General features: G+C 54.2%; 27 protein-coding genes. 12 read left to right on the top strand and 15 right to left on the bottom strand.

Going from position 1 to position 26,362, the window contains the following annotated elements; all coding sequences use genetic code 11:
• The first annotated feature begins 2 nt into the window (after positions 1-2).
• The 8 genes from phnH to ACLBVC_RS08415 all read left to right on the top strand — a co-directional run bounded on the left by phnH (position 3) and on the right by ACLBVC_RS08415 (position 6,520).
• Positions 3-584: a phosphonate C-P lyase system protein PhnH gene (gene phnH / locus ACLBVC_RS08450; RefSeq protein ID WP_410149235.1), complete on the top strand. Its 582-nt coding sequence runs from the start codon at positions 3-5 to the stop codon at positions 582-584.
• Positions 584-1,666 carry a carbon-phosphorus lyase complex subunit PhnI gene (locus tag ACLBVC_RS08445; RefSeq protein WP_195813616.1) on the top strand — a complete coding sequence of 361 codons (1,083 nt, stop codon included), beginning with the start codon at positions 584-586 and terminating at the stop codon, positions 1,664-1,666. Before phnH ends, ACLBVC_RS08445 begins: the two co-directional genes overlap by 1 nt.
• Positions 1,656-2,531, top strand: coding sequence for an alpha-D-ribose 1-methylphosphonate 5-phosphate C-P-lyase PhnJ (locus ACLBVC_RS08440; protein WP_195823926.1), 876 nt, complete (start codon positions 1,656-1,658; stop codon positions 2,529-2,531). The genes ACLBVC_RS08445 and ACLBVC_RS08440 overlap by 11 nt, the downstream gene beginning before the upstream one ends.
• A complete protein-coding gene (gene phnK / locus ACLBVC_RS08435; RefSeq protein WP_101078348.1) occupies positions 2,531-3,322 on the top strand; it encodes a phosphonate C-P lyase system protein PhnK in 792 nt (263 codons plus the stop codon). The genes ACLBVC_RS08440 and phnK overlap by 1 nt, the downstream gene beginning before the upstream one ends.
• Positions 3,323-3,350: 28 nt before the next feature.
• Positions 3,351-4,058: a phosphonate C-P lyase system protein PhnL gene (gene phnL, locus ACLBVC_RS08430; RefSeq protein WP_410149234.1), complete on the top strand. Its 708-nt coding sequence runs from the start codon at positions 3,351-3,353 to the stop codon at positions 4,056-4,058.
• Entirely contained in the window at positions 4,055-5,191 is a 1,137-nt protein-coding gene (phnM, locus tag ACLBVC_RS08425) for an alpha-D-ribose 1-methylphosphonate 5-triphosphate diphosphatase (protein ID WP_410149233.1), read from the top strand. The genes phnL and phnM overlap by 4 nt, the downstream gene beginning before the upstream one ends.
• A gap of 106 nt (positions 5,192-5,297) precedes the next feature.
• Complete coding sequence (gene phnN / locus ACLBVC_RS08420; RefSeq protein ID WP_410149232.1) at positions 5,298-5,873, top strand: ribose 1,5-bisphosphokinase; 576 nt, start codon at positions 5,298-5,300, stop codon at positions 5,871-5,873.
• Positions 5,874-5,881: 8 nt separating this feature from the next.
• Positions 5,882-6,520: a DapH/DapD/GlmU-related protein gene (locus tag ACLBVC_RS08415; RefSeq protein ID WP_410149231.1), complete on the top strand. Its 639-nt coding sequence runs from the start codon at positions 5,882-5,884 to the stop codon at positions 6,518-6,520.
• An 85-nt stretch (positions 6,521-6,605) separates the two neighbouring features.
• Here ACLBVC_RS08415 and ACLBVC_RS08410 read toward each other — a convergent pair whose 3' ends face one another.
• On the bottom strand, positions 6,606-7,247 hold the full coding sequence (locus ACLBVC_RS08410; RefSeq protein ID WP_410149230.1) for a Rossmann-fold NAD(P)-binding domain-containing protein: 642 nt from the start codon (positions 7,245-7,247) through the stop codon (positions 6,606-6,608).
• Between the two features lie 99 nt (positions 7,248-7,346).
• Positions 7,347-7,799: a YhbP family protein gene (locus tag ACLBVC_RS08405; protein ID WP_208951566.1), complete on the bottom strand. Its 453-nt coding sequence runs from the start codon at positions 7,797-7,799 to the stop codon at positions 7,347-7,349.
• A 113-nt stretch (positions 7,800-7,912) separates the two neighbouring features.
• On the opposite strand from ACLBVC_RS08405, the gene ACLBVC_RS08400 reads away from it, so the two are divergent.
• Positions 7,913-8,242, top strand: coding sequence for a GIY-YIG nuclease family protein (locus ACLBVC_RS08400; protein WP_410149229.1), 330 nt, complete (start codon positions 7,913-7,915; stop codon positions 8,240-8,242).
• A 43-nt stretch (positions 8,243-8,285) separates the two neighbouring features.
• Here the strand turns inward: ACLBVC_RS08400 and ACLBVC_RS08395 are convergent, their stop codons facing one another.
• Together ACLBVC_RS08395 and ubiT are read right to left on the bottom strand one after the other, a co-directional pair.
• Complete coding sequence (locus ACLBVC_RS08395) at positions 8,286-8,789, bottom strand: GNAT family N-acetyltransferase (protein WP_410149228.1); 504 nt, start codon at positions 8,787-8,789, stop codon at positions 8,286-8,288.
• On the bottom strand, positions 8,783-9,304 hold the full coding sequence (ubiT, locus tag ACLBVC_RS08390) for a ubiquinone anaerobic biosynthesis accessory factor UbiT (protein ID WP_410149227.1): 522 nt from the start codon (positions 9,302-9,304) through the stop codon (positions 8,783-8,785). The genes ACLBVC_RS08395 and ubiT overlap by 7 nt, the downstream gene beginning before the upstream one ends.
• A 314-nt stretch (positions 9,305-9,618) precedes the next feature.
• Here ubiT and ubiU point away from each other — a divergent pair, with 314 nt between their 5' ends.
• Positions 9,619-10,614, top strand: a complete 996-nt coding sequence (ubiU, locus tag ACLBVC_RS08385) for a ubiquinone anaerobic biosynthesis protein UbiU (RefSeq protein WP_410149226.1) — start codon at positions 9,619-9,621, stop codon at positions 10,612-10,614.
• A gap of 14 nt (positions 10,615-10,628) precedes the next feature.
• Positions 10,629-11,507, top strand: a complete 879-nt coding sequence (locus tag ACLBVC_RS08380) for a U32 family peptidase (RefSeq protein WP_410149225.1) — start codon at positions 10,629-10,631, stop codon at positions 11,505-11,507.
• 58 nt (positions 11,508-11,565) lie between these two features.
• On the opposite strand, the gene ACLBVC_RS08375 is transcribed toward ACLBVC_RS08380, so the two are convergent.
• From ACLBVC_RS08375 to ACLBVC_RS08365, 3 genes are read right to left on the bottom strand one after another with little or no spacing between them, the layout of a single operon-like run.
• On the bottom strand, positions 11,566-12,729 hold the full coding sequence (locus ACLBVC_RS08375; RefSeq protein ID WP_410149224.1) for an ABC transporter permease: 1,164 nt from the start codon (positions 12,727-12,729) through the stop codon (positions 11,566-11,568).
• Positions 12,726-13,910 carry an ABC transporter permease gene (locus ACLBVC_RS08370; protein ID WP_410149428.1) on the bottom strand — a complete coding sequence of 395 codons (1,185 nt, stop codon included), beginning with the start codon at positions 13,908-13,910 and terminating at the stop codon, positions 12,726-12,728. Before ACLBVC_RS08370 ends, ACLBVC_RS08375 begins: the two co-directional genes overlap by 4 nt.
• Entirely contained in the window at positions 13,895-14,869 is a 975-nt protein-coding gene (locus ACLBVC_RS08365) for an HlyD family secretion protein (RefSeq protein ID WP_410149223.1), read from the bottom strand. Before ACLBVC_RS08365 ends, ACLBVC_RS08370 begins: the two co-directional genes overlap by 16 nt.
• 326 nt (positions 14,870-15,195) lie before the next feature.
• Here ACLBVC_RS08365 and ACLBVC_RS08360 point away from each other — a divergent pair, with 326 nt between their 5' ends.
• Positions 15,196-16,221 (top strand): luciferase-like monooxygenase, encoded by a 1,026-nt coding sequence (locus ACLBVC_RS08360; protein ID WP_410149222.1) that lies wholly within the window; start codon positions 15,196-15,198, stop codon positions 16,219-16,221.
• 90 nt (positions 16,222-16,311) lie between these two features.
• Here the strand turns inward: ACLBVC_RS08360 and ACLBVC_RS08355 are convergent, their stop codons facing one another.
• The 8 genes from ACLBVC_RS08355 to infB form a co-directional block, all read right to left on the bottom strand.
• On the bottom strand, positions 16,312-18,234 hold the full coding sequence (locus ACLBVC_RS08355) for a DEAD/DEAH family ATP-dependent RNA helicase (protein ID WP_101078328.1): 1,923 nt from the start codon (positions 18,232-18,234) through the stop codon (positions 16,312-16,314).
• Positions 18,224-18,298, bottom strand: a complete 75-nt coding sequence (gene yrbN / locus ACLBVC_RS08350; protein WP_223499600.1) for a protein YrbN — start codon at positions 18,296-18,298, stop codon at positions 18,224-18,226. Before yrbN ends, ACLBVC_RS08355 begins: the two co-directional genes overlap by 11 nt.
• A gap of 120 nt (positions 18,299-18,418) precedes the next feature.
• On the bottom strand, positions 18,419-19,303 hold the full coding sequence (gene nlpI, locus ACLBVC_RS08345; RefSeq protein ID WP_101078327.1) for a lipoprotein NlpI: 885 nt from the start codon (positions 19,301-19,303) through the stop codon (positions 18,419-18,421).
• A gap of 129 nt (positions 19,304-19,432) precedes the next feature.
• Positions 19,433-21,556, bottom strand: coding sequence for a polyribonucleotide nucleotidyltransferase (pnp, locus tag ACLBVC_RS08340; protein WP_410149221.1), 2,124 nt, complete (start codon positions 21,554-21,556; stop codon positions 19,433-19,435).
• A 273-nt stretch (positions 21,557-21,829) separates the two neighbouring features.
• The gene (gene rpsO / locus ACLBVC_RS08335; protein WP_014333706.1) at positions 21,830-22,099 is read right to left on the bottom strand and encodes a 30S ribosomal protein S15; all 270 of its coding nucleotides are present in this window, start codon (positions 22,097-22,099) and stop codon (positions 21,830-21,832) included.
• 122 nt (positions 22,100-22,221) lie between these two features.
• Positions 22,222-23,166: a tRNA pseudouridine(55) synthase TruB gene (gene truB / locus ACLBVC_RS08330; protein WP_410149220.1), complete on the bottom strand. Its 945-nt coding sequence runs from the start codon at positions 23,164-23,166 to the stop codon at positions 22,222-22,224.
• Positions 23,167-23,580, bottom strand: coding sequence for a 30S ribosome-binding factor RbfA (gene rbfA, locus ACLBVC_RS08325; RefSeq protein WP_101078324.1), 414 nt, complete (start codon positions 23,578-23,580; stop codon positions 23,167-23,169).
• A gap of 78 nt (positions 23,581-23,658) precedes the next feature.
• The gene (gene infB, locus ACLBVC_RS08320; protein WP_410149219.1) at positions 23,659-26,352 is read right to left on the bottom strand and encodes a translation initiation factor IF-2; all 2,694 of its coding nucleotides are present in this window, start codon (positions 26,350-26,352) and stop codon (positions 23,659-23,661) included.
• Positions 26,353-26,362: the final 10 nt, after the last annotated feature.

The following is a 26,362-nucleotide window of genomic DNA, read 5'->3' as shown; positions in this document are numbered from 1 at the left end:
TCATGTCACTTGTTGCCAGTTTTCAAAATCCGGTTGCCGATGCGCAATACAGTTTCCGTCGTATTCTCAAAGCGTTAAGCGAACCGGGCGTCAGCGTGCAGTTACCTGCGATGGCCGGTTTCGGCGCACTGGGCTCCGCCAGCGCCTGTGTGTTACTGACGCTCATCGATCAGAACACCCCGCTGTGGCTGAGCGCCTCGCTCAACGATGAAATCCTGCGAAAAAACCTGCGTTTTCACACCGGCGCGGTGCTGACCGATTCTCCTTCTGCCGTCAGCTTTGCGCTGGCGGATCCGGCGCTCGACAGCACGACGTTACTGGCTTTCCCCTGCGGTGACGAAATGTCGCCGGAGCTGGCGACCAGCGTAATTGTTCAACTAGAAGGTCTGACCGGCGGCACGCCGCTGCGTCTGCGCGGGCCGGGCATTGAGAGCAGCCGGACGATTTCGCCACAACTACCGGACGCGGTTCGTGATTACCTGCTCAACCGCCCTCACCGCTTCCCGCTCGGCCTGGACTTTATGTTCACCTGCGGCGAAGAACTGATTGCTGTACCGCGCACTACGCGCGTGGAGGTGTGCTGATGTACGTCGCCGTTAAAGGGGGTGAGAAGGCGATTGCCGCCGCCCATCAGCTGCTGGCGCACGAACGCCGTGGCGATACTGATGTGAATGAACTCGGCTGCGAACAGATTGAGCAACAGCTCGGTCTGGCGGTCGACCGCGTGATGAGCGAAGGCGGGATCTACGACCGCGAGCTGGCCGCGCTGGCGATTAAGCAGTCCGGCGGCGATCTGGTGGAAGCCATTTTTCTGCTGCGCGCTTACCGCACGACGTTGCCGCGTCTGGCGACCAGCGAACCGCTGAACACCAAAGCGATGCGCCTCGAACGCCGTATTTCCGCCATCTACAAGGATTTGCCGGGCGGTCAGGTGCTGGGGCCGACCTACGATTACACCCACCGTTTACTGGATTTCGCCCTGCTGGCAGAAGGCGAAGCGCCGTTTACGCCCATTGCCGACGAGCCTCAGCCGGAAAATTGCGGGCACGTTTTTGACCTGCTGACGCAACAACAGCTGGCGGTTGAGGAACAGGACGACGGCACCGAGCCGGAAGACATCACCCGCACGCCGCCGGTCTATCCGGCTTCGCGCGCGGCGCGGTTGCAGCAACTGGTCCGCGGTGACGAAGGTTTTCTGTTGTCCCTGAGTTATTCCACGCAGCGCGGATATGGCCGCACGCATCCGTTTGCCGGTGAAATCCGTACCGGCTGGCTGACCGTAGAAATCGTGCCGGAAGAGCTGGGTTTTGCGATTGATATCGGCGAAATCCTGCTGACCGAATGCGAGATGGTGAACGGTTTTGTCGCCCCCGAAGACAAACCGCCGCATTTCACCCGCGGTTACGGGCTGGTGTTTGGCCGCGCCGAACGTAAAGCCATGTCGATGTCGCTGGTCGACCGTGCGCTGCAAACCCGCGAATACGGCGAGCAAATCAGCAGCCCTGCACAGGACGAAGAATTCGTTTTATCTCACGCAGACAACGTCGAAGCGGCGGGTTTCGTTTCGCACCTCAAGCTACCGCACTACGTCGATTTCCAGGCCGAACTGGAATTGCTCAAGCGCCTGCGCGCTGCGAAAGAACAGGATTCCGCCCATGAACAATAATGCCGCTCAGACGCTCACCGGCTATAACCACGGTTATCTCGACGAGCAAACCAAACGCATGATCCGCCGCGGAATCCTGAAAGCCGTGGCGATCCCCGGTTATCAGGTTCCGTTCGCGGGGCGTGAAATGCCGATGCCTTACGGCTGGGGCACCGGCGGGATCCAGCTCACCGCCAGTGTAATCGGTGAAAAAGATGTGCTGAAAGTGATTGATCAGGGCGCTGACGACACCACCAACGCCGTGTCGATCCGCAAGTTTTTCCAGAGCGTCGCCGGGGTGAAAACCACCGAGAAAACCGTGGATGCCAGCCTGATCCAGACGCGTCACCGCATTCCGGAAACGCCGTTGCAGGAAGATCAGATCCTGATTTTTCAGGTGCCGATCCCCGAACCGCTGCGCTTTATCGAACCGCGCGAAACCGAGACCCGCAAAATGCATGCGCTGGAAGAGTACGGCGTGATGCAAGTGAAACTGTATGAAGACATCGCACGCTTCGGCCATATCGCCACGACCTATGCGTATCCGGTGAAAGTGAACGATCGCTACGTAATGGACCCGTCGCCAATCCCGAAATTTGATAACCCGAAAATGCACATGATGCCGGCTTTGCAGCTGTTCGGTGCCGGACGCGAAAAACGTATCTACGCCCTGCCGCCGTTCACCAAAGTGGAAAGTCTGGACTTCGACGATCACCCGTTCACCGTGCAGCAATGGGACGAACCCTGCGCCCTCTGCGGGTCGCATCACAGCTATCTCGACGAAGTGGTACTCGACGATGTGGGCAACCGGATGTTCGTGTGCTCAGACACCGATTTTTGCGCTCAGCAAGTTGAGCAACAGGCTTCCAACGAGGTTAACCGCTGATGACCACTCCATTAAATCTCGCCGCCGCGCCGCTGTTGTCGGTGAACAATCTGACCCATTTGTATGCGCCGGGAAAAGGCTTCAGCGATGTGTCTTTCAATCTGTATCCGGGCGAAGTGCTGGGCATTGTCGGCGAATCCGGTTCCGGCAAAACCACACTGTTGCAGTCGATTTCCGCCCGCCTCGCGCCGCAGCAGGGCAACGTTATTTACAACAATGGCCAGACGCCTGCGCAGTCTTTGTATGACATGCCGGAAAGCGACCGCCGCCGACTTCTGCGCACCGACTGGGGCGTGGTGCATCAGCATCCGATGGACGGTCTGCGCCGCCAGGTTTCAGCCGGGGGCAATATCGGCGAGCGCCTGATGGCAGTCGGTGAGCGTCATTACGGCAATATCCGCCAGAAAGCCAGCCAGTGGCTGGAAGACGTGGAAATTCCGGTTTCGCGCATCGATGACCTGCCGACCACGTTTTCCGGCGGGATGCAGCAACGTCTGCAAATCGCCCGCAATCTGGTGACGCATCCGCGTCTGGTGTTTATGGATGAACCGACCGGCGGCCTTGATGTGTCGGTGCAGGCGCGGTTGCTGGATTTACTGCGCACGCTGGTGGTGGAAATGCAGCTGGCGGTGGTGATTGTCACCCATGATCTCGGCGTCGCGCGTCTGCTGGCGCACCGTTTGCTGGTGATGAAACAGGGCCAGGTGGTGGAAAGTGGTTTAACCGACCGCGTACTCGACGATCCGCATCATCCGTATACGCAGCTGCTCGTGTCCTCCGTGTTGTCTTAACCCTTATTCCAGAGAAAGAGTGACCAAAATGACGACGAAGCTCAGGGTCGAAAATCTCAGTAAAACTTTTGTGTTACACAACCAGCAGGGCGTGCGGTTGCCGGTGTTCAGCCACGCCAGTCTGGAGGTGAAAGCCGGAGAATGCGTGGTGCTGCACGGCCATTCCGGCAGCGGAAAATCTACGTTACTGCGCTCGCTGTACGGTAATTACCTGCCGGACAGCGGCAAAATCTGGGTCGAACATCAGGGCCAGCAAATCGATATGGTCAGCGCCGAAGCGCGCGAAATTCTGTCCATTCGCCGTCATACCGTCGGCTGGGTCAGCCAGTTTCTGCGCGTGATCCCGCGTATCAGCGCGCTGAATCTGGTGATGCAACCGCTGCTGGAACTGGGCGTGGATAAAGCACAAAGCGAAGTCCGCGCCAGCGCATTGCTGCACCATCTGAATGTGCCGGAACGTTTGTGGCATCTCGCACCATCAACATTCTCGGGCGGCGAACAGCAGCGCGTGAATATCGCGCGCGGCTTCGTGGTCGATTATCCGGTGCTGCTGCTTGATGAACCGACCGCCTCGCTGGATGCCACTAACCGCGCCGCCGTCGTCACGCTGATTGAGCAGGCGAAAGCGCGCGGAGCCGCCGTGGTTGGGATTTTCCATGACGAAGATGTCCGCCAGCGCGTCGCCGATCGCCTGTATGCAATGAGCCCAGAAACTGCCCCGGAGATGTCCGCATGATCATCAACAACGTCAAACTGGTTCTCGACGATCAGGTCGCCGAAGGCTCGCTGGAAATGCACAACGGCGTGATCACCACTTTTGCCGACACACGCAGTCAGTTGCCGCAGGCGCTGGACGCTCAGGGCGGCTGGCTGCTGCCGGGATTGATCGAGCTGCACACTGATAATCTGGATAAGTTCTTCACGCCGCGCCCGAAAGTGGACTGGCCGGCGCATTCCGCCATGAGCAGCCACGACGCGCTGATGGTGGCAAGCGGGATCACCACGGTGCTGGACGCTGTGGCCGTGGGCGATGTGCGCGACGGCGGGCATCGTCTGGAGAATTTGCAAAAGATGATCGACGCCATCGTCAACAGCCAGAACGCCGGGCTGAACCGCGCCGAACACCGTCTGCATCTGCGCTGCGAGCTGCCGCACGACACCACGTTGCCGCTGTTCGAAAAGCTGATGGATACGTCAGTTCTCTCGCTGGTTTCCCTGATGGATCACTCGCCGGGCCAGCGCCAGTTCGCCACGCCGCAGAAATACCGCGAGTATTATCAGGGCAAATATCACATGAACGACGAGCAGATGGACGCGTATCAGGAAGAGCAAATCGCCCTGTCGCGCCGCTGGGCACAGCCAAACCGCGAGGCGATTGCCGCCCATTGCCGCGTCAGGAATATTTCTCTGGCCAGCCACGATGACGCCACGGCGGCACACGTTGAGGAATCTCTGGCGCTCGGCAGCGTGATTGCAGAATTCCCGACCACCGAAGAAGCGGCACGCGCCTCGCACGCCAGCGGGCTGGCGGTGCTGATGGGGGCGCCGAATATCGTGCGCGGCGGCTCGCATTCCGGCAACGTGGCGGCGCATAAACTGGCGTCACTGGGTCTGCTGGATATTTTGTCTTCTGACTATTATCCCGCCAGTCTGATGGACGCCGTTTTCCGCATCGCCAATGATGAAACGAATGCCTTCAGTTTGCCGCAGGCCGTGAAGCTGGTGACGCGAAATCCGGCTAATGCGCTGGGCTTGCAGGATCGCGGGGAAATTGCCGAAGGCAAACGCGCCGATCTGGTTCTGGCACGCGCGCATGGCGATCACCACTATGTGCAAAACGTCTGGCGTCAGGGCATACAGGTGTTTTAGGGCATGAGAGTCTTGCTCAGCACCCTGCTGAAAGCCTTTATGTTTCTGCTCCTTCCCCTTCGCAGGGAAGGGAGCTGATCGCGTTCTTACTCAGTTAGGAGACAAAATGAGTCGTTTACTTTATCTGATGGGTGCTTCAGGTTCTGGAAAGGACAGTCTTCTGGACGCGCTGCGCCAGCATTTACCGGCGGATGTCGCCGTGGCGCACCGCTACATTACACGCGCCGCGGACGCCGGTTCTGAGAATCATATTGCGCTGAGCGAAGCCGAATTTATTCAACGCCGCCAGCACGGATTATTTGCGCTGGAATGGCACGCGCATCAATGCCGGTACGGCGTGGGAATTGAAATCGACACCTGGATGCAGCTCGGTTGCCACGTGGTGGTCAACGGTTCGCGGGCGCATCTGGAGAAAGCGCAGCAGCGCTACGGCCCGCGGCTGGTGCCGGTGTGTTTGCAGGTTTCAGACGAGGTGCTGGCTGAACGTTTGTTGCGGCGCGGACGCGAAGATGCCGCGCAAATCGCCTGTCGTCTGGCGCGTGCAAGTGTGTATGACAGCGCGTTGCCCGCCAACTGCCACCGGCTGAATAACGACGGTGCATTGCAGGACACGTTAGGGCATTTGCTAGCCATTCTTTCGCTGCCGGTCAGCGCCTCTTTTTATTCCGTCACTTCATCATGAGCGAGATTATGACAGACATCATTTCCCCGTTTTCTTTAGCTGAAGAACAGGATTATTCACATCCTAAAATCGGTCAGCAGGTCAAACTGAACCGCTCGCAGCTTGGGCAATATGTGCATATTGCCGACAACGCGATCATCGAAGAAACGCAGATCGGTGATTATTCGTATACGGCGGGCAACAATCAGATCTTCTACGCCACCATCGGCAAGTTTGTGTCGATTGCCACCTACGTGCGGATCAATCCGGGCAATCACCCGACGTATCAGCGCGTTGCGCAGCATCATTTTACCTACCGCAGCTCGGTTTACGGGTTGGGTGAGGACGATCAGGATTTCTTCGACTGGCGCCGTGAGCATCACGTTACCGTCGGCAATGACGTGTGGATCGGTCATAACGCGGTGATCATGCCAGGCGTCAGCGTCGGGAACGGTGCGGTGATCGGGACGTCTGCCGTGGTGACCAAAGACGTTGAGCCGTATTCCATTGTGGCGGGCGTGGCCGCGAAAAAGATCGGCATGCGTTTTGAAGATTCAATGATCGAAAAGATCGAGAACAGCCAGTGGTGGAACTGGGATCACGAAACGCTGAAAGAGAGAATGCCGGACTTCCGCAATCTGCCGGTGTTTGTGGAGAAATATCTGTAAGGATCGGAATGATCCTCACGGGGGCAAAATTCGCGTTTTTTGCTGATACCTTATCATAAGGATCCGGTTCAGCAGAGAACGCGGGTTAAAGTTCTTCAATGCTGGCGGCAATATGATCAGATTCCAGCACGGTCACGCCGCCCAATCCTGCGTTAAACGCCTGCTCCTGTAAGGCTCTGGCGACAACGTCCGAATCGATGGCTTTCCATTTTCCCGGCAAGAGTTTAAACAGCGGCGCACTGAGTTGCTCGAGCAGGCGCGGCGGATGGCGTTTACCGACCAGTAACGACGGCCTGACCAGCGTCAGCAACGTCCAGCCCTGATGCATCAGCGCCTGTTCCATTTCACCTTTCGTCCGGTTATAGAGAAATCGTGAATGCGCATCTGCGCCGTTAGCACTGACCGCCAGACAATGGCGCGCGCCCAGTTCTTTCGCGGCTTTGGCGCAATCCACCACCAGATCGTAATCCACGGCACGAAACGCTTCCGCGCTGCCCGCCTGTTTACGCGTGGTGCCTAGGCAGCAAAACAGCAGGTCGATCGGTTCATCCAGCGCGACCACCAGCGACGTGAGATTTTCCCCCAGCGGGTTGATCAATTTATTGCCCGGCGGCAGCGGACGGCGGCTCGGCGCAACAATCCGGCTGACGCGCGCATCCAGTTGCAACAGACGCAAAAGCTCGCGCCCAATCAGACCACTTCCGCCCAGCAGAAGAACTTTTGCCATATCACTTCCTTTTAAAAAACGGCGTTTACACGGAATTTCAGAAACAGATAAGTTCAAGTGTTACCCGATTGTAAATTCCCCGCTATAAGACAGTTCCTGTTACTCAGGCTTATCAGAAAGCGCGCGATCCCACAGCAGCTTTTTGCCAAATCCCAGGGCGTTATCCGTCATCTTGATGCTGTTAAGTTTCAGCGCCCAGACCGGCGCTTTCATGGCGATCGCCACCGGGAAATGTTTGCAGTACAGGCGGCGCGCGTGGCTCTCTTCTTCACCGGAAAGGATCGTCGCCTCACCGCGATACTGAATGCCTTTGATCAGCGCAATGGTTTTTGGATGCGGCGCGATCGTGCCCACCACCTGCGGCGATTTTGCCATCAGCGTGCCGTGCAGCGTTTTCAGTTCGGTCATGAAATACAAAGACAGGGTTTCAGCATCGGTGACGTAAAAGCAGTTAGCGCTCCACATCTCGCCGTCGGCGGCGGCACACAGCGCCAGCACATGATTTTTGGTCAGGAATTTGAGAATGTGTTTCAGGTCGTCGGGGTTATTCATCGGAGGATCCTTGTCGTCTTTGCCGCAGTGTACCGTGACACAACGATGTTTTACGTCATTCTGCCGTGCGGTTCAGGTAAACTTACGCAAACTTTTCCAAATACGATGCGTCTATGTCCACTTCTCCCCGTTGGTTTTTATACATGTTGAGAACACCCACCGGCATGCTTTATACCGGCATCACGACCGACGTTACGCGGCGTCTTTGCCAGCATCAGGCAGGCAAAGGGGCGAAAGCATTACGCGGAAAAGGCGAGCTGGAGCTGGTGTTCCATTGCGCAGCGGGGGATCGTTCTCTGGCCTCGAGGCTGGAAATCCGGGTGAAAAAGCTGAGCAAGGTGCAGAAGGAATTTCTGGTGAAAGCCGCGCCAGTATCCCTGCAACGTTATTTTGAATTGCCGGATAGCGGGAGTCAGGAAAACGAGGCGCGGGAAGAAAACTAACGGGCCTGAAGCCAAACCCGTTAAAAGTCAGACCCGCTAAATATCAAAACCGGTCAAACGGCGGGGAGAATTCTACCTGACCGCTGGCGTCTTTGAGCGCATCGTCAGATAAGGTGAAGAGCTGGAAGGCCGCTTCGGTGTCCGGCCAGCGGCACTGCAAATCATGTACTGCCGCCGGTTTAAAACCAAAACGCCCGTAATACGCCGGGTCACCAAGCACAACGACGGCGGCGTAACCAAATTCATTCAGGGAATCGAGCCCTTCGTAAACCAGCTTTTCGCCCAATCCCTGACGACGCAAAGACTCGTCAACCGCCAGCGGTGCCAGCGCGACCCAGTTGCGATCTTCGCCCTGAATATCAACCGGGCTGAAGGCGACATAACCGACCACACCGCCTTCGTCGTCGGTGGCGACAACACCCAGCGTCAGCAGGCCATCTTCGCGCAGTTGCTGCACCAGATCGGCTTCGGCGCCGCCGGGAAACGCGCGGCGCAACAGACGGTCAATGCCCGCGGCATCTACCGGAATTTCAGTGCGAATTAGCATAGCTCAGCTACCGGAGCTTTCGGCTCACGGTCCTCTTGCAGTCCCGCTTCAACGAAATCGGCCAGGCGCAGCAGACCCTTTTTCAGCAGCAGCGGCATAGTATCGAGATCGATAGAATCCATCAGATTCTTCACATACAGACCGAGTTCCGTGTCACCTTCAATGCGCAGACGACGCTGGAAGAACAGCGTATCCGGATCTTCTTTCCGCGCAGCAATCAAAATCAGGTCGTTGGCGTTGCCGCTAAAGCTGACATCCGCGTCGCCTTTTTCTGCAACGATCAACTTACCTTCGTCCACTGACATCAGCCAGCTCAGGCTGAGATCGCTGACATCAATTTTAAGCCAGCGGCCTTCGAGGAAATCCAGTTCGCCATCGGCCAGCGCCTGACGAAGCTGCCCGCTCAGTACCTGTTGCAAGACCTGACGCTGTAGCGCAAAGGGCGTGAATTTCAAAGGCACACTCAACAGGGAGGGGCCCTGACGAACCAAACGTGCACGTAGTTTTTGCAACACTGGCACTACTCCTTTCGGTAACTTTTTCGGCAATTTTTTGGAAACTATTTGTACTATTTTGCCACATCGCACGTAACGTTCAGCGGTCTACATCAATAAATACTGCAACAGAAAAACCTCCCGTACAACCTCCCCGACGGTTGCAGCCCCTTCAACACCCCAGAAACTGCCTCAAATCAAAATATTGCATCTATAGCTTCTCTAAAATAGTTCGCCAATCAAAGCCCTGACTGATGAATGAATAACGTCGGCAACTGGCTTTTCATCACCCACAACCCTTTCGCCACGGCGCGCGGTTGCAGTAAGGAACGAGAATGGAGCTACTTTGCCCGGCAGGGAATTTACCTGCGCTAAAAGCGGCCATCGATAATGGTGCTGATGCGGTATATATCGGCCTGAAAGATGACACCAATGCCCGCCACTTTGCAGGCCTGAACTTCACCGAGAAGAAATTGCAGGAGGCGGCAAATTACGTTCACCGTCACCGCCGTAAGTTGCATATCGCCATCAATACGTTTGCGCACCCTGACGGCTATCAGCGCTGGGAACGCGCCGTCGATATGGCCGCACAGCTCGGTGCCGATGCGCTGATCCTCGCCGATATTGCCATGCTTGATTACGCCGCGACGAAATATCCTCACGTCGAGCGCCACGTCTCCGTTCAGGCTTCCGCCACCAACGACGAAGCGATCCGTTTCTACAAAAACAATTTTGACGTTTCCCGCGTGGTACTCCCTCGCGTGCTTTCGATGCATCAGGTGCGCCAGCTGTCGCGCACCACCGTCGTGCCGCTGGAAGTGTTCGCGTTCGGAAGCCTGTGCATTATGGCCGAAGGTCGCTGTTATCTGTCTTCCTATCTCACCGGTGAATCGCCCAATACCGTGGGAGCCTGTTCTCCGGCACGATTCGTCCGATGGCAGCAAACCGCGCAGGGTATGGAATCCCGTCTGAATGACGTGCTGATTGACCGCTATGACGAAGGCGAAAATGCCGGTTATCCGACGCTGTGCAAAGGCCGGTATCTGGTGGATGGCGCGAAATACCACGCGCTGGAAGAGCCGACCAGCCTGAATACGCTGGAATTACTGCCGGAGCTGTTCGCCGCCAATATTGCCTCGGTGAAAATCGAAGGGCGCCAGCGCAGCCCGGCGTATGTCAGCCAGGTGGCGCGCGTGTGGCGCATGGCCATCGACCGCTGCATGGCTGATCCGCAAAACTACAAAACCGACGAAGCCTGGATGAATGCGCTGGGCGCGATGTCTGAGGGTACGCAAACGACACTCGGTGCCTATCACCGTAAATGGCAGTAATTAAAGAGATCATTATGAAATATTCATTAGGAGCCATCCTTTATTACTGGCCGAAAGCGCAGGTTGAAGACTTTTATCAGGCGGCGGCAAACAGCAGCGCCGACATCATTTATCTCGGCGAGAATGTGTGTACCAAACGTCGCGAAATGAAGGTCAGTGACTGGATGGATGTCGCCCGTGAGCTGGCATCAGCCGGAAAACAAGTGGTGATTTCCACACTGGCGTTATTGCAGGCTCCTTCCGAACTCAATGAGCTGAAACGCTATGTCGAGAACGGCGAATTCCTGCTGGAAGCCAACGATTTTGGCGCGGTCAATATGGCGGCCGACCGGAAGCTGCCGTTTGTCGTCGGCCACGCGCTGAACTGCTATAACGCTGTTACGCTGAAACTGCTGCAAAAACAAGGCATGGTGCGCTGGTGTATGCCGGTTGAGCTTTCCCGCGACTGGCTGGTGAACCTGCTGAATCAGTGTCAGGAGCTGGGCATCCGGGATAAGTTTGAAGTGGAAGTATTGTCTTACGGGCATCTGCCGCTAGCCTATTCCGCGCGCTGTTTCACGGCACGTTCGGAAAATCGTGCGAAAGATGAATGCGAAACCTGCTGCATCAATTATCCGCAGGGCCGGAAAATGCTGTCGCAGGAAAATCAGCAGGTGTTTATCCTCAACGGCATCCAGACACAAAGTGGCTATTGCTACAATCTGGGTAACGAACTGACGTCGATGCAGGGGCTGGTCGATATCGTGCGGCTGTCACCGGAAACTCACGAGACGCTTTCCACTCTCGAGGAATTCCGCGCTAATGAACGGGGTTTGCATCCGCTAATGCTGACAGACAGAGCCGACTGTAACGGCTATTGGCAGCGCATTGCCGGGCTAGAACTGCGACGCTAAAAGTCAAAGTGGCAGTATGAAAAAGGGATATTACTTTGCGGTAATATCCCTTTTCTGATCATGAATTTCTGTGTTTTGGTCTGAACATCGCCCGCAGACGCACGCCGTCGCGCAGCATCCCCACAGCGATACCAATGAACGTATAAAACGCGCATAAAAGCAGAAGCATCAGGATGTCGCCGCCTACATCTTTAAACGGCAGCCCCATTTGATTCACCCCCGCAATCGCTTTGGTCGCCCAGGTCGAGGGCAGCATCGAAGAGATCGCCCTGACCCACGCGGGCATCGCCTGCAACGGCCAGATAGTGCCGGAAATGTAAAAGACCGGCGTCGTCACAAAGGCCAGCGTCAGGTAGATCAGTTCCACGCTGCGCAGGCATTCCGTGACCAGTTTACCTAATCCGAGAACGGCCAGTAAAAACGGGAACGTCAGCAGCAGAATTTCAGGAATGCTGGCCGTCTGCCGGTATCCCAACACCCACGGCCACAAGACGAACAGGACAATCGACAGGAATAACCAGACCGGGATCAGCGCAGAAATCCCGCCGAGAAAGGCCGGTATTGCCGGTTTTCCGGAAGGCCCGCTGTTGAGCACAATGCTGACACGCACGCTGGCGATCAGCAGTGAGTGCTGCAATAACATGACCAGAAGGCCGGGGAAAATGATCGCCGCGAAGCTGATGCCGGGATTAAAGACAGCCAGGGACTGCCCGATTATCGGCGACAACACCACACTGGCCTGCCGCTCGCTGAAGCCGCTGCTGAGCAGTAAATCCGTGTTGTATTGCGTGAGGATCGCCTGATACGCCGCGAGTACGTCCTGCTGGATTTGCCCGTTCGCCAGACGGTTGGTCGCATCGCCATAAACCGGGATCACGATGTTTTCACCGGCGAGGATCTTTTTCTCCAGATCCACCGGCATGATGATCACCGCGAACAATTTACGTAGCGCCAGATCGCGTTCGGCATCGGCGAGATTATCGTAGTGATTAGTTTCAACTTTAGATGTGGCGTCCAGCTGACGGGTCAGCATGCGGCTGGCGGTGCTGTGATCCTGATCGATAACGGCGACCGGCAGATCCCAGACGGTACGGTTAGCGTAAACCAGGCTCATCACACAAAGCGAAAGCAACAGCATCATCCACATCGGTTTATCGAGCAAACCGGTCAGCACTTTGCTGAAGGTTCCCCACCAGGTTTTGAACCATTCGCGACGGGTCATTGTCCTGGCTCCTGTTGCTTCATGCGCATATACAGACGCTTGCGCACCAGCACACCGGTGAGTAGCGGATAAATCAGCAGAATGCAGCAGACCATCAGAATGCCCCGCAGCGATACCTGACGCAGGAAAACGTCAAACATTGCCGCCAGCGCGTAGCTCAGGGGTTCGATACCGGAAATAATGCGCGCTGGCAGCGGCATCGATAACACCGGAACGGCCATACCGGAAAAGGTGAGCGCGATACTGACGAAAATCCCCATCATGGTGTAGGCGGTGATAGTCGTTTTCGTGAAGGTAAATAGCAGCAGACCCAGGCTTTGGGCGGCAATCACATAAAAGAAGCCGATCACCAGCATATACAAGGGATTACCGCTCACCCGCGCGTCGAAAAAACCCACGAGCATGGCGATTTCCACCATCAGCAGGGTGGTGAAACACAGCGTGTACGGCGCGAGTTTCCCGAGCAGCGCCAGCGTAAATGACGGCGCACTGAGCAGTGCCTGACTGCGCGCCATCACGTAAATCATGCAGGTGACGGTGAAAAGCTGCAAAAGATGGATGGTGGCGGCAAATTGCTGATAGTAGATGTAGCTGCCGCTGGCATTAAACAGGCTGCCGTAAGAGAGATCGACGCTCGCCAGTGACGGTAACGTTTTGCCGATTTCTGTCGCGATAATCGACCGGTAGCTGGTGTTCAGCTCAGTGATCAGCCCGCTGAAATCTTGCGTGGAATACAACCCGGCACCGTAAAACAGGGCGTTGTAATACAGAACCGCGCTCGGCTGTTTACCAGCCAGCACGTCCGCTTCAAAGTTCACCGGAATATACAATAATGCATAATCCTGCGCGGTGCGCAGACGGTATTCCGCTTCAGGTAATCCGCCTTCAAATGCCTGAACGTGCGCATGAGAACCTGCGTCAAGTTTGCGGGTCAGCGTTTTGGACAGCGTGCTGTGATCGTTATCCACCACCGAAACGGGCAAATCCAACAAAGTGCCTTCAGAGAAGTTGCTGCTGATCAGGCCGAACAGGAGTAAAGGGAAAATCCAGCACAGCCAGTGGATCACCGGTTTACGAAAGGCGTAATTTGCCTCGCGGGTAAAAGCACGACTGAAACAGCGCCATGCGGCTTTTATCCTTTCACTGCGCGGCGCTTTAACCGGCTTCACTTCGACTTCCATTGCCAAAGCGCGCTCATCCCCTGACGTAATCCGGGAACCGGTTTGGCGGGATACAGACGAACTTCAAAGGTTTTTAAATCGAAGTCACCGGTCGCGCGCGTTGCACGTTTGGTGGCGTAATCACCGAGCGGCGCGATGTAACGTACTTCGGCTTCAATCATTTCATTATTCAGCGCAGGCACGCGCATTTGCACTTTGTCGCCTTTGCGCACACCCGCCAGAATGTCTTCACGCAGGTTAAAAACGAAATAGGCATCAGGCAGACGGACTAACGTTAGCAACGGGCTGGACGCACTTTGCAGCTCGCCGACTTCCACTGGGATCGGCCCGACTTCGCCGTCTACCGGCGCTTTCACCTGTAAATCATCGGTCTGGGCTTTCACTTCCAGCAAATCTTCTTCCGCCTGACGCAGCTGAGCCGCATAACTTGCGCGTTGCTCCACGCGATCGCCATTAATGCCTTCGTCAAGATTGGCTTTGGCGACCAAAACCTGCGCATAAGCGCTGTCGCGCGCTCGGCGTGAATCCTCTAAGTCAGAGGCTGAGATAAAGCCTTTACCGGCGATCTTCGCATTGCGGTTGTATTCATCGCGGGCATTGACGTATTCGGCCTGAGATTGCGCCAGCGTCGCTTTCAGGTTACGGATGCTTTCTTCACGCGTCCCGTTAACTGAAAGTTCGAGCTGGGCTTTGGCCTGATCGCGTGCGGCTTCCAGCGCACGGAGCTGTGCCAACATTTCCGGGCTGTCGAGGGTAATTAGCAACTGCCCTGCTTTTACGTCATCGCCCCGTTCGACATGACGTTCAATCACGCGGCCTTTGGCTTTCGACGCGACAATGACTTCAGGCGCATCGACTTCCCCCTGGAGAAGGAGATCTTCGTTGTGCGCACGAAATAAAACAGCCAAAGAAACCGCAACCGCCACCAGCAGCAGGGTTAATAACATTCGTTTACTCATTGATACCACGTCCTTTTTGTTCGCCTGAATTAATGACCGGCATTGGTTTTCCCTTCCATCATTGTCCCTGCCTGCTTTCGCCGCCTTTGCAGGCGCATTTTTGACTTCAATGAGATCATAGCGGGATGAGCAGAGACTTTTTAACACAAAACAACATATTGGCTAAAATTATAATTTAGGCGAGTTAAATCCAATTTAAGCATGTTTAAACGGAAATTAAGGGCACAAATGCCGTATTCAATGAACACGTAATGGGTAATACTCGGTTTAATTATGAGCGGAATGCACCCTTTTCCCTCCTCTTCATCAACGAGTGAGCCGTGATTATGTCTGATAAAAACACCGTTCCCCTTTCCGTGCTCGATCTGGCACCCGTCCCGCAAGGTGCTGATCCGGCGAAGGCTTTTCAATGTTCTCTGAGTCTGGCGCAAAACGCCGAGAAATGGGCCTATCAGCGCTACTGGATGGCAGAACACCACAACATGACCGGCATCGCGAGCGCGGCGACGTCCGTTTTACTGGGTTATATTGCGGGCGGGACGAAAACGATCCGCGTGGGCTCAGGTGGCGTGATGCTGCCAAACCATTCGCCGCTGGTGATTGCTGAACAATTCGGGACGCTGGCGACGCTGTATCCGAACCGTGTTGATCTCGGCCTGGGCCGCGCACCGGGAACCGATCAGCGCACAATGGTTGCGCTGCGCCGTCATCTTTCCGGAGAGATTGATAATTTCCCGCAGGATGTTCAGGAATTGCAGATGTATTTCGGCGACGTTCAGCCGCAGCAAGCCGTTCAGGCGGTTCCGGGTCAGGGCCTGCATGTGCCAATCTGGCTGCTGGGTTCCAGCCTCTACAGCGCGCAACTCGCAGCCGCACTGGGTCTGCCGTTTGCCTTTGCATCACACTTTGCGCCCGACATGCTGTATCAGGCGCTGGCGATTTATCGCAGTAAATTCCAGCCTTCCGCGCAACTTGAAAAGCCGTATGCAATGGTGTGTATCAATGCGATTGCCGCAGATACCGACGAAGAAGCGCAGCGGATGTTTACGTCGAACCAGCAGCAGTTCATCAATTTACGCCGCGGCATGCCGGGGAAATTACCGGCCCCGGTCGATAACATTGAAAGCCTGTGGTCGGCGTCAGAACGCTTTGGCGTGGATAATGCGCTGCGGATGTCTGTTATCGGCAATAAAGCGTCGATTCGTCAGGGATTGCAGTCTATCTTGCGCGAAACCGAAGCCGATGAGCTGATGATTAACGGGCAAATTTTTAATCATGAAGCCCGCCTGCGTTCATTCGAAATCGTCTCTCAGTTACAGGGCGATTTGGCGAAAGAACAGCGCATCGGATAAACGTTGCGGTAAATGGCAGACGAAAAAAAACCAGCCCGTTAAAAGGCTGGTTTTTTATTATCTGAAGTTCAGCGGACTGAAGTCAGATCATTATGCGTCAGTAGTGCGACGTGGTGCGCGGCTTGGCGGACGACGGTCGCCAGCTGCTGAAGAACCTTCACGACGGTCGCCGTTGAAAGAACGTGGAGCACCGTTACCACGGCCACCTTCACGACGTTCGCCATTGAACGGACGCGGAGCACCGTTACCACGACGCTCACCACCCGCACCAGCCGGACGGTCACGACGCGGAGCCTGTGGCTGCGCATCACCGATCAACTGCATGTTCATCGGTTTGTTCAGGATACGGGTACGGGTGAAGTGAGACAGGATCTCGCCCGGCATACCCTTCGGCAACTCGATAGTGGAGTGCGTACCGAACAGTTTGATGTTACCGATGTAACGGCTGCTGATATCACCTTCGTTAGCGATAGCGCCAACGATGTGACGAACTTCAACGCCATCATCGCGACCCACTTCGATACGATACAGTTCCATATCGCCAGCGTCACGACGCTCACGACGTGGGCTGTCGCCATCACGTGCAGGGCGGTCGCTGTTACGCGCCGGACGGTCACGACGATCGCCACGGTCACCGCGGTCGCCACGATCTTCGAATTCACGACGTGGTGGACGGCTTTTGAACGGCTGATCAGCAGGAACGATCAGAGGACGTTCGCCCTGTGCCATTTTCAGCAGTGCAGCGGCCAGCGTTTCGATGTCCAGCTCTTCTGCAGGTTGCAGTTTAGCCAGCAGAGCACGGTACTGATCCAGATCGCTGCTTTCCAGTTGTTGCTGAACTTTTGCTGCGAACTTCGCCAGACGACGTTCGCCCAGAACTTCTGCAGTTGGGATTTCAACTTCTGGAATGGTCAGCTTCATTGTACGTTCAATGTTGCGCAGCAGACGACGTTCGCGGTTCTCAACGAACAGCAATGCGCGACCTGCACGACCTGCACGGCCGGTACGGCCGATACGGTGAACGTAAGATTCTGAGTCCATCGGGATGTCGTAGTTAACAACCAGGCTGATACGTTCTACGTCGAGACCACGTGCTGCCACGTCGGTTGCAATCAGAATGTCCAAACGGCCATCTTTCAGACGTTCCAGAGTCTGCTCACGCAGGGCCTGGTTCATGTCACCGTTCAGTGCAGCGCTGCTGTAGCCGCTACGTTCCAGTGCTTCTGCCACTTCCAGCGTCGCATTTTTAGTACGAACGAAGATGATCGCCGCATCAAAATCTTCTGCTTCCAGGAAACGAACCAGCGCTTCGTTTTTACGCAGGCCGTATACAGACCAGTAGCTCTGGCTGATGTCCGGACGCGTTGTCACGCTCGACTGGATACGCACTTCCTGAGGCTCTTTCATGAAGCGACGGGTAATGCGACGAATAGCTTCTGGCATGGTTGCAGAGAACAGCGCGGTCTGATGTTCAGCCGGGATCTGCGCCATGATAGTTTCGACGTCTTCGATGAAGCCCATACGCAGCATTTCATCAGCTTCGTCCAGCACCAGACCGCTCAGGTTAGAAAGGTTCAGGGTGCCGCGTTTCAGGTGGTCCAGCAGACGGCCCGGGGTACCTACAACAACTTGTGGACCCTGACGCAGTGCGCGCAACTGAACGTCATAGCGCTGGCCGCCATAAAGGGCAACCACATTCACGCCATGCATATGTTTAGAGAAATCAGTCATTGCTTCAGCAACCTGAACCGCCAGTTCGCGGGTGGGTGCCAGAACAAGAATTTGTGGTGCTTTCAGTGAAGCATCAATGTTATGCAGCAGCGGTAAAGAGAACGCTGCAGTTTTACCGGAACCAGTCTGAGCCATACCCAGAACGTCGCGGCCATTTAACAGGTGAGGAATACACTCAGCCTGGATTGGTGATGGTTTTTCGTAGCCCAAATCAGTCAGGGCAGAAATGATCGGAGCAGACAGCCCCAGGTCAGCAAAAGAGGTTTCAAGCTCAGTAGTCATGTACACGTGCCTCATTAATAATGGCAGCCAGTCTACATAACTCGTCGAGAAAATTTTCAGTCATTTTCATTGAAAAGTGTGAACCGGCTCAAATTAGATTATAAAACGAACAAAGCAACCCTCGCCCGTTAAGGCGCTTAAAAATGGTTAAACCATGATTAAAAAGGCTGATTGGTGTCGTCAGCTATTGCTGGTCCGATTCTGATAGGTCGTCTTGCTCATGGCCCAAAAGCGCCAATTCCAACAATGCATAGCGGTGCTCAACAAAGTTATGAACGTTGTTAGCTACCGTCAGTTTGAACAGTGCCGCGGCGCTGTTCTTGTCCCCCAGACTTAGGTAATGCTTACCTAAATAGAAGTCAGTTTCACTGAGATGCTCAGCGAGCGAAGTGTTATCCGTTGCTTCTGCCTTGAGGCGTTCCATCAGCGTAGATTCGCTGATCTTGCCCAGGTAGAATTCGACGATATTCCATCCCCATTGCCCTCTGTCCGCTTTGTCATAACGCTGTTGAAGCGCTACTTCGGCATTCTTCGGATTGATTTCTCGCTCCGCAAGGTAAAGCCATAACGAACGGAAGGGATCATTTGGATCGTCTCGATAAAACGCCTGCAGATCATCCTGCGCTAACGAGAATCGGCCACCGTAATACAGTGCGATACCTCGGTTCAAACGCGCGTAGTTGTAAGTTGGATCAAGCTCTAGTACAGAATCAAACGCTTCATAGGCAGCATCGAAATTGCCTGCCTGCGTTAGGTAAATCCCCAGGTAGTTAAAAACTTCTGGCATATCAGGACGAATAGACAGCGCTTGTGAAAAATCATTTCGCGCCAGTGCTCTTAGCCCGAGACTATCATACAGCACACCGCGCTCATATAATAGCTGTGCTCTCTCATCATCAGTCAATGACCGGCTGGCAAGTATTTGTTCCATGCGTGCCAGAATCACTTCCTGCTGCAACGTCGGCTGCAACGGAATCGCCAGAACTTCATTTTTACGCCAATCATGGTTGCTGCATCCTGCCAACATAAGTGCTGTCGCAACATAACACCAGCGCAAGAAAGGCTTCATTTCTACTCCCGGAGACAAACATTGGATGAACGTCCTGTCATCCGCTTGCTTAACACAAACGCATCCTACGTTCGTGAGACGAACAGCTCCCTTCAAGTTGGAAGGGAGCTGTAAAACTTCTGTTACAGTTTATTCTGCTGCAGGTTGCTCAGTTGTATCGTCCTGAGTGGGTGCGGTAGCTTCTTTGATGCTCAGACGCACACGACCCTGACGGTCAACTTCCAGAACTTTAACCGGAACTTCCTGGCCCATCTGCAGGTAATCAGTCACTTTCTCAACACGCTTATCAGCGATTTGAGAGATGTGAACCAGACCTTCTTTACCGCCGCCGATGGCAACAAACGCGCCAAAGTCTACGATACGGGTCACTTTACCCTGATAGATACGACCCACTTCGATTTCTGCAGTGATCTCTTCGATACGACGGATAGCGTATTTCGCTTTCTCGCCGTCGGTTGCTGCGATTTTCACAGTGCCGTCATCTTCGATTTCGATAGTGGTGCCAGTTTCTTCAGTCAGAGCACGGATCACAGAACCACCTTTACCGATCACGTCTTTGATTTTGTCCGGACTGATCTTGATGGTGTGGATGCGTGGAGCAAACTGAGAGATATCGCCACGTGGTGTGCTGATAGCCTGTTCCATTACGCCCAGAATGTGCAGACGCGCACCCTTAGCCTGGTTCAGAGCCACCTGCATGATTTCGCGGGTGATACCTTCGATTTTAATGTCCATCTGCAGCGCGGTGATACCGTCGCGGCTACCGGCCACTTTGAAGTCCATGTCGCCCAGGTGATCTTCGTCACCCAGAATGTCGGACAGAACGACAAAGCTGTCGTCTTCTTTCACCAGACCCATTGCGATACCCGCAACAGCGGCTTTAATCGGAACACCTGCATCCATCAGGGCCAGAGAAGCACCACAAACAGAAGCCATTGAAGATGAACCGTTAGATTCAGTGATTTCAGAAACCACACGTACGGTGTACGGGAAGTCTTCTGGTTTTGGCATCATTGCCAGCACGCCACGTTTAGCAAGACGGCCATGGCCAATCTCACGACGTTTAGGCGAACCAACCATACCTGTTTCACCCACAGAGTACGGAGGGAAGTTGTAGTGGAACAGGAAGCTATCAGTCTTCTCGCCCATCAGCTCATCCAGATTCTGCGCATCACGTGCAGTACCCAGAGTTGCGGTAACCAGAGCCTGAGTTTCACCACGGGTGAACAGCGCAGAACCGTGGGTACGTGGCAGAACGCCAGTACGCACGTCCAGACCGCGGATCATGTCTTTTTCACGGCCATCGATACGCGGCTCGCCACGCAGAACACGGCTACGAACCACGTTCTTCTCGATGCTGCCCAAGATGTCGGAGATTTCGCCCGCATCCAGAGATTCGTCTTCAGCTTGCAGAGCCTGAACAACGTCAGATTTGATGACGTTGATCTGAGCGTAACGATCTTGCTTATCAGTGATCAGGTACGCATCACCCAGGCGGGTTTCAGACAGCGCAGCAACGCGAGCATGCAGCTCAGCGTTAACCACTTCAGGCTGCCATTCCCATTTAGGTTTGCCCGCTTCTGCAACCAGAGCGTTGATGTTGTCGATAACGATTTGCTGTTGGTCATGGCCGAATACAACCGCGCCCAGCATCTGATCTTCGCTCAACACTTCAGCTTCTGATTCAACCATCAGAACAGCACCCTGAGTACCCGCAACAACCAGATCCAGACGGCTGGTTTTCAGCTCATCGGCAGTTGGGTTCAGAACGTACTGATCATTAATGTAGCCTACGCGAGCTGCACCGATTGGGCCACTGAATGGAATACCAGACAGGCTCAGGGCTGCAGATGCACCGATCATCGCAACGATGTCCGGGTTAACTTGTGGGTTCAGGGAAACCACAGTCGCGATAACCTGAACTTCGTTCAGGAAACCTTCCGGGAACAGAGGACGGATTGGACGGTCAATCAGACGGGAAGTCAGTGTTTCGCCTTCGCTTGGACGGCCTTCACGACGGAAGAAACTCCCCGGGATGCGACCAGCAGCGTAAGTACGCTCCTGATAGTTAACCGTCAGCGGGAAGAAGCTCTGACCTGGTTTTGCTTTTTTCTGGCCAACAACGGTAACGAATACCGCGGTGTCATCCATGCTAACCATCACAGCTGCAGTAGCCTGACGAGCCATCATGCCGGTTTCCAGCGTAACGGTGTGCTGGCCGTATTGGAACTTACGAATAGTCGGATTAAGCAATGTAATATCCTTGTTTGTGGCGCGCAGCTGTTATGACAGCAGTTCACACCGATAAATATCCGAGCTTCTCACTACATTCTCGCGACTAATGACAATCCTTATTGGCCTGGCAGTGTGGCAATAAAGTCTCTCATTAGCCGCGCGAAAACATCTGTAACGGAAGTTCATGTTCTTAGAATAGCAATAGAAACAGCAGCCATACAGTAACCTGATTTGCTGATGCTTCCTAGAATAAAGGGGCCTATTGGCCCCTTTACACTGAAACTCGCTTGATTAGCGACGCAGACCCAGACGTTCGATCAGGCTGGTGTAACGTGCTACATCTTTACGCTTCAGGTAGTCCAGCAGTTTACGACGCTGAGAAACCATACGCAGCAGACCACGACGGCTGTGGTGATCTTTTTTGTGCTCTGCAAAGTGACCTTGCAGATGGTTAATTTGAGCAGTCAGCAGAGCAACCTGAACTTCGGTAGAACCACTGTCGTTAGTGCCACGACCGAAGTCGGAAACGATTTGAGCTTTAGCTTCAACGCTTAGAGACATAATCTTACTCCAAAATATTATAGATAATTAAACGGGAGCCGATCTCTAATTCAGCTACCCAATGCATAAGCTGCGCTATTCTACCCTTTGCTATATATGATCGCAAGGTGAGCAGAGAGCGCTTAATCCGTGTATTCGACAACTAAACGACGCGGCGCAATGCGGCCATCATCATCTATTTCGCCCACACCAATAAACTTACGTTCTTCGCCTTCAGTGATGCGAACCATGCCACTCGCCGGCGCACCAGATGCCTGAACAGGTTGACCCTGTTTAACATATCCGGCCACCACGGGCAGCAGATTCACTTCCGGGAAGTCTTCACATGCGCTGTCAATCGGCAACAACAACGGATCCAGCAAAAGACGAGGCTCTATGCCCTGCTCTTCAGCCTGAGCAATCAACTCATGGAGTTTTTCCATGGTGACCATACGCTCAGAAGGATAGGTTGCGACCTGTAAACGACGCAGATAAGTCACGTGTGCACCACACCCCAACTTCTCGCCGAGATCATCGACAATCGTACGGATGTAAGTACCTTTTGAGCAGTGAATTTCCAGCTCAACTTCAAAACCTTCCCAGCGAATGAACTTCAGTTCATACACTGTGATGCTGCGCGATTCACGTGGGACTTCAATGCCCTGGCGCGCGTACTCATACAGCTTTTTCCCTTCGTATTTCAGTGCAGAATACATGGAAGGTATTTGCTGGGTTTCCCCGCGGAAGCTGTTGAGTTCGTCATCCAGTTGCTGCTGACTGAAGGTCACTTCACGTTCAGAAATGATGGCACCTTCAGCGTCAGACGTGTCCGTGCGCTGCCCCATACGGGCAATAACACGATAACGCTTGTCGGAATCGAGCAGGAATCGGGAAAACTTGGTGGCTTCACCTAAGCACAACGGCAACATGCCGGTAGCCAGAGGATCCAGCGCGCCGGTATGCCCTGCGCGGTTAGCGTTATAGAGACGTTTAACCTTTTGCAGAGCATCATTGGACGACAAGCCAATTGATTTGTCCAGTAGCAGAACGCCGTGAATGTCACGGCCGCGGCGACGTGGGCGACTCATTTATACTTCCTCGTCATCGCCTGCAGCTGAACGGCGTTCAGCATCGTTCTTCACAACGTTGGTGACCAGGTTTGACATGCGCATACCTTCAACCAAAGAGTTGTCGTAAGCGAAAGTCAGTTCCGGCACGACGCGTAAACGCATTGCTTTACCAATTAGCGTACGGATGAAACCGGATGCGTCCTGCAAAGCCTTGATGCCATTTTTGACACGATCAGGATCGTGATTGTCGGTCGTCAGAACGTCCAGGAAGGTCACGAAGACTTTGGCATAAGCCAGATCGCGTGAAACTTCAACGCCTGAAACCGTCGCCATTCCTACGCGCGGGTCTTTGACTTCGCGCTGTAAAATGATAGCGATTTCTTTTTGCATCTCCTGAGAGACGCGCTGAGTACGGCTAAATTCTTTTGCCATGATGCTTTTCTCCTCACTTGCTCCAGACAAATAAGGGGGCGCAAGGCCCCCATCTGGATGTCAGCTACTTCGCAAACGTTAAGCGATAGTACGTTTGATCTCGATGATTTCGAAGACTTCGATCACATCACCAGCACGCACATCGTTGTAGTTCTTAACGCCGATACCACATTCCATGCCGTTACGAACTTCAGCAACGTCATCTTTGAAGCGACGCAGGGATTCCAGCTCGCCTTCGTAGATCACCACGTTATCACGCAGTACACGGATTGGGTTGTTACGCTTGATCATACCTTCAGTAACCATACAACCTGCAATTGCGCCGAATTTAGGTGACTTGAACACGTCACGAACTTCAGCCAGGCCGATAATTTGCTGTTTGTACTCTGGCGCCAACATACCGCTCATCGCCTGCTTAACTTCGTCAATCAGGTTATAGATAACGGAATAGTAACGCAGATCCAGGCTTTCGCTTTCTACTACACGGCGAGCAGAAGCATCTGCACGGACGTTGAAGCCCAGAATGATCGCACGGGAAGCGGCTGCCAGCGTCGCATCAGTTTCGGTGATACCACCGACGCCCATACCTACGATTTTGACTTTCACTTCGTCGGTAGACAAGCTTTGCAATGCATCAGAAATCGCTTCGCAAGAACCTTGTACGTCAGATTTCAGAACGATGTTCAGTTCAGAAACTTCACCTTCGGTCATGTTTGCGAACATGTTCTCCAGTTTAGATTTCTGCTGACGAGCCAGTTTAACTTCGCGGAATTTACCCTGACGATACAGAGCAACTTCACGAGCTTTCTTCTCGTCACGAACAACCGTCACTTCGTCACCCGCAGCCGGAACGCTGGACAGACCCAGCACTTCGACAGGAATAGAAGGACCGGCTGACAGAATGTCACGACCCATTTCGTCACGCATCGCACGGACACGGCCGTATTCGAAGCCACACAGGATGATGTCGCCTTTGTTCAGCGTACCTTCCTGAACCAGAACCGTTGCTACCGGGCCACGACCTTTATCCAGGAAGGATTCGATCACAACACCGCTCGCCATGCCGGTACGAACGGCTTTCAGTTCCAGAACTTCAGCTTGCAGCAAGATAGCTTGCAGCAGGTCGTCGATACCTGTACCTACTTTCGCAGATACGTGGATGAACTGAGACTCACCGCCCCACTCTTCTGGCATAACGCCGTACTGAGAAAGCTCTGTACGAACGCGATCCGGATCTGAGTCTGGTTTATCAATTTTGTTGACTGCAACAACGATTGGCACGCCAGCGGCTTTCGCATGCTGAACAGCTTCAATCGTTTGTGGCATCACGCCATCATCTGCAGAAACAACCAGAACCACGATGTCCGTTGCCTGAGCACCACGCGCACGCATTGATGTAAATGCGGCGTGTCCCGGAGTATCCAGGAAGGTGATCATGCCATTTTCAGTTTCTACGTGGTAAGCACCAATGTGCTGGGTAATACCACCCGCTTCGCCCGCAGCAACTTTCGTTGAGCGAATGTAGTCAAGCAGGGAAGTTTTACCGTGGTCAACGTGGCCCATGATGGTCACCACCGGAGCACGTGGCTCAGCGGCAGCAGATGCGCCCGTATCACGGTCGCTCATCAGCGCTTCTTCCAGCTCGTTTTCACGACGCAGGATAACTTTGTGGCCCATTTCTTCTGCAACCAGCTGAGCAGTTTCCTGATCAATAACCTGGTTGATGGTCGCCATAGCACCCAGTTTCATCATCGTCTTGATGACCTGAGAACCTTTAACAGCCATTTTGTTCGCCAGCTCAGCAACGGTAATGGTTTCACCCACTACAACGTCACGGTTCACCGCAGCAACCGGCTTGTTGAAGCTCTGTTGCAACGTGCTTGGCTTACGTTTGCCTTTACCATTACGGCCAACGGCACGCGCTTCTTCACGATCAGCTTTAGATTCAGACAGTTTATTGCCTTTCTTCTGCTTAGTCGCTTTGCCACCGCGGGTACGGCTACGACGTTCGCCTTCAACTTTGGCGTCATTCTCGTCTTCAGCAGCACGGGCATGGGTAGAAGTGGTGACATGATAGTCAGCAGATTCTGATTCGCTTGGCGCGACAGTTTCAGTCCAGACACCAGAGTCAGCCATTTTACGGGCTTCTTCTGCGATGCGCTTGGCGTTTTCTTCAAGCTTACGCTGGGCTTCTTCTTCCGTTTTGCGTTTCAGCTCTGCGGCTTCAGCTTCACGGCGTGCTTTCTCTGCCTGAGCTGGTTTAGTTACTTCGTCGGTATGTTGATTCGTCACTTTATCTTTTTCCGCTGCATCACGCTTAGCTTTATCAGCGGCCTCACGTTTAGCTTGCTCTTCGGCGGCGCGCTTGGCTTTTTCCTGAGCTTCGCGCTGGGCTTGCTCTGCTGCTACACGCTGTGCCTGTTCTTCCGCGTCACGCTTCGCCTGCTCTTCCGCTTCGGCCTGGGCAACTTCTGCCTCGGTCATATCACGTTTAACATAAGTGCGTTTCTTGCGGACCTCGATTTGCACCGATTTACTCTTCCCGCCGGTGCTCGGAATATTCAGTGTACTACGCGTTTTGCGTTGCAACGTCAGTTTGTTTGTCGCACCTGCGTTTCCACCATTCAGATGCGCCAACAATGTTTCTTTTTCTTGCTGGGTCACAGAGTCAGCTTCAGACTTCGAGATCCCTGCATCAGCAAATTGCTGTACCAGGCGATCTACTGGGGTCTGAATCTCTGCCGCCAGCGATTTTACAGTTACATCTGTCATGCTGTTCCTT

It is taken from the genome of Rahnella selenatireducens (assembly GCF_046449555.1).
Classification (GTDB): domain Bacteria; phylum Pseudomonadota; class Gammaproteobacteria; order Enterobacterales; family Enterobacteriaceae; genus Rahnella; species Rahnella selenatireducens.
This window is presented reverse-complemented; position numbering and strand designations above follow the sequence as displayed.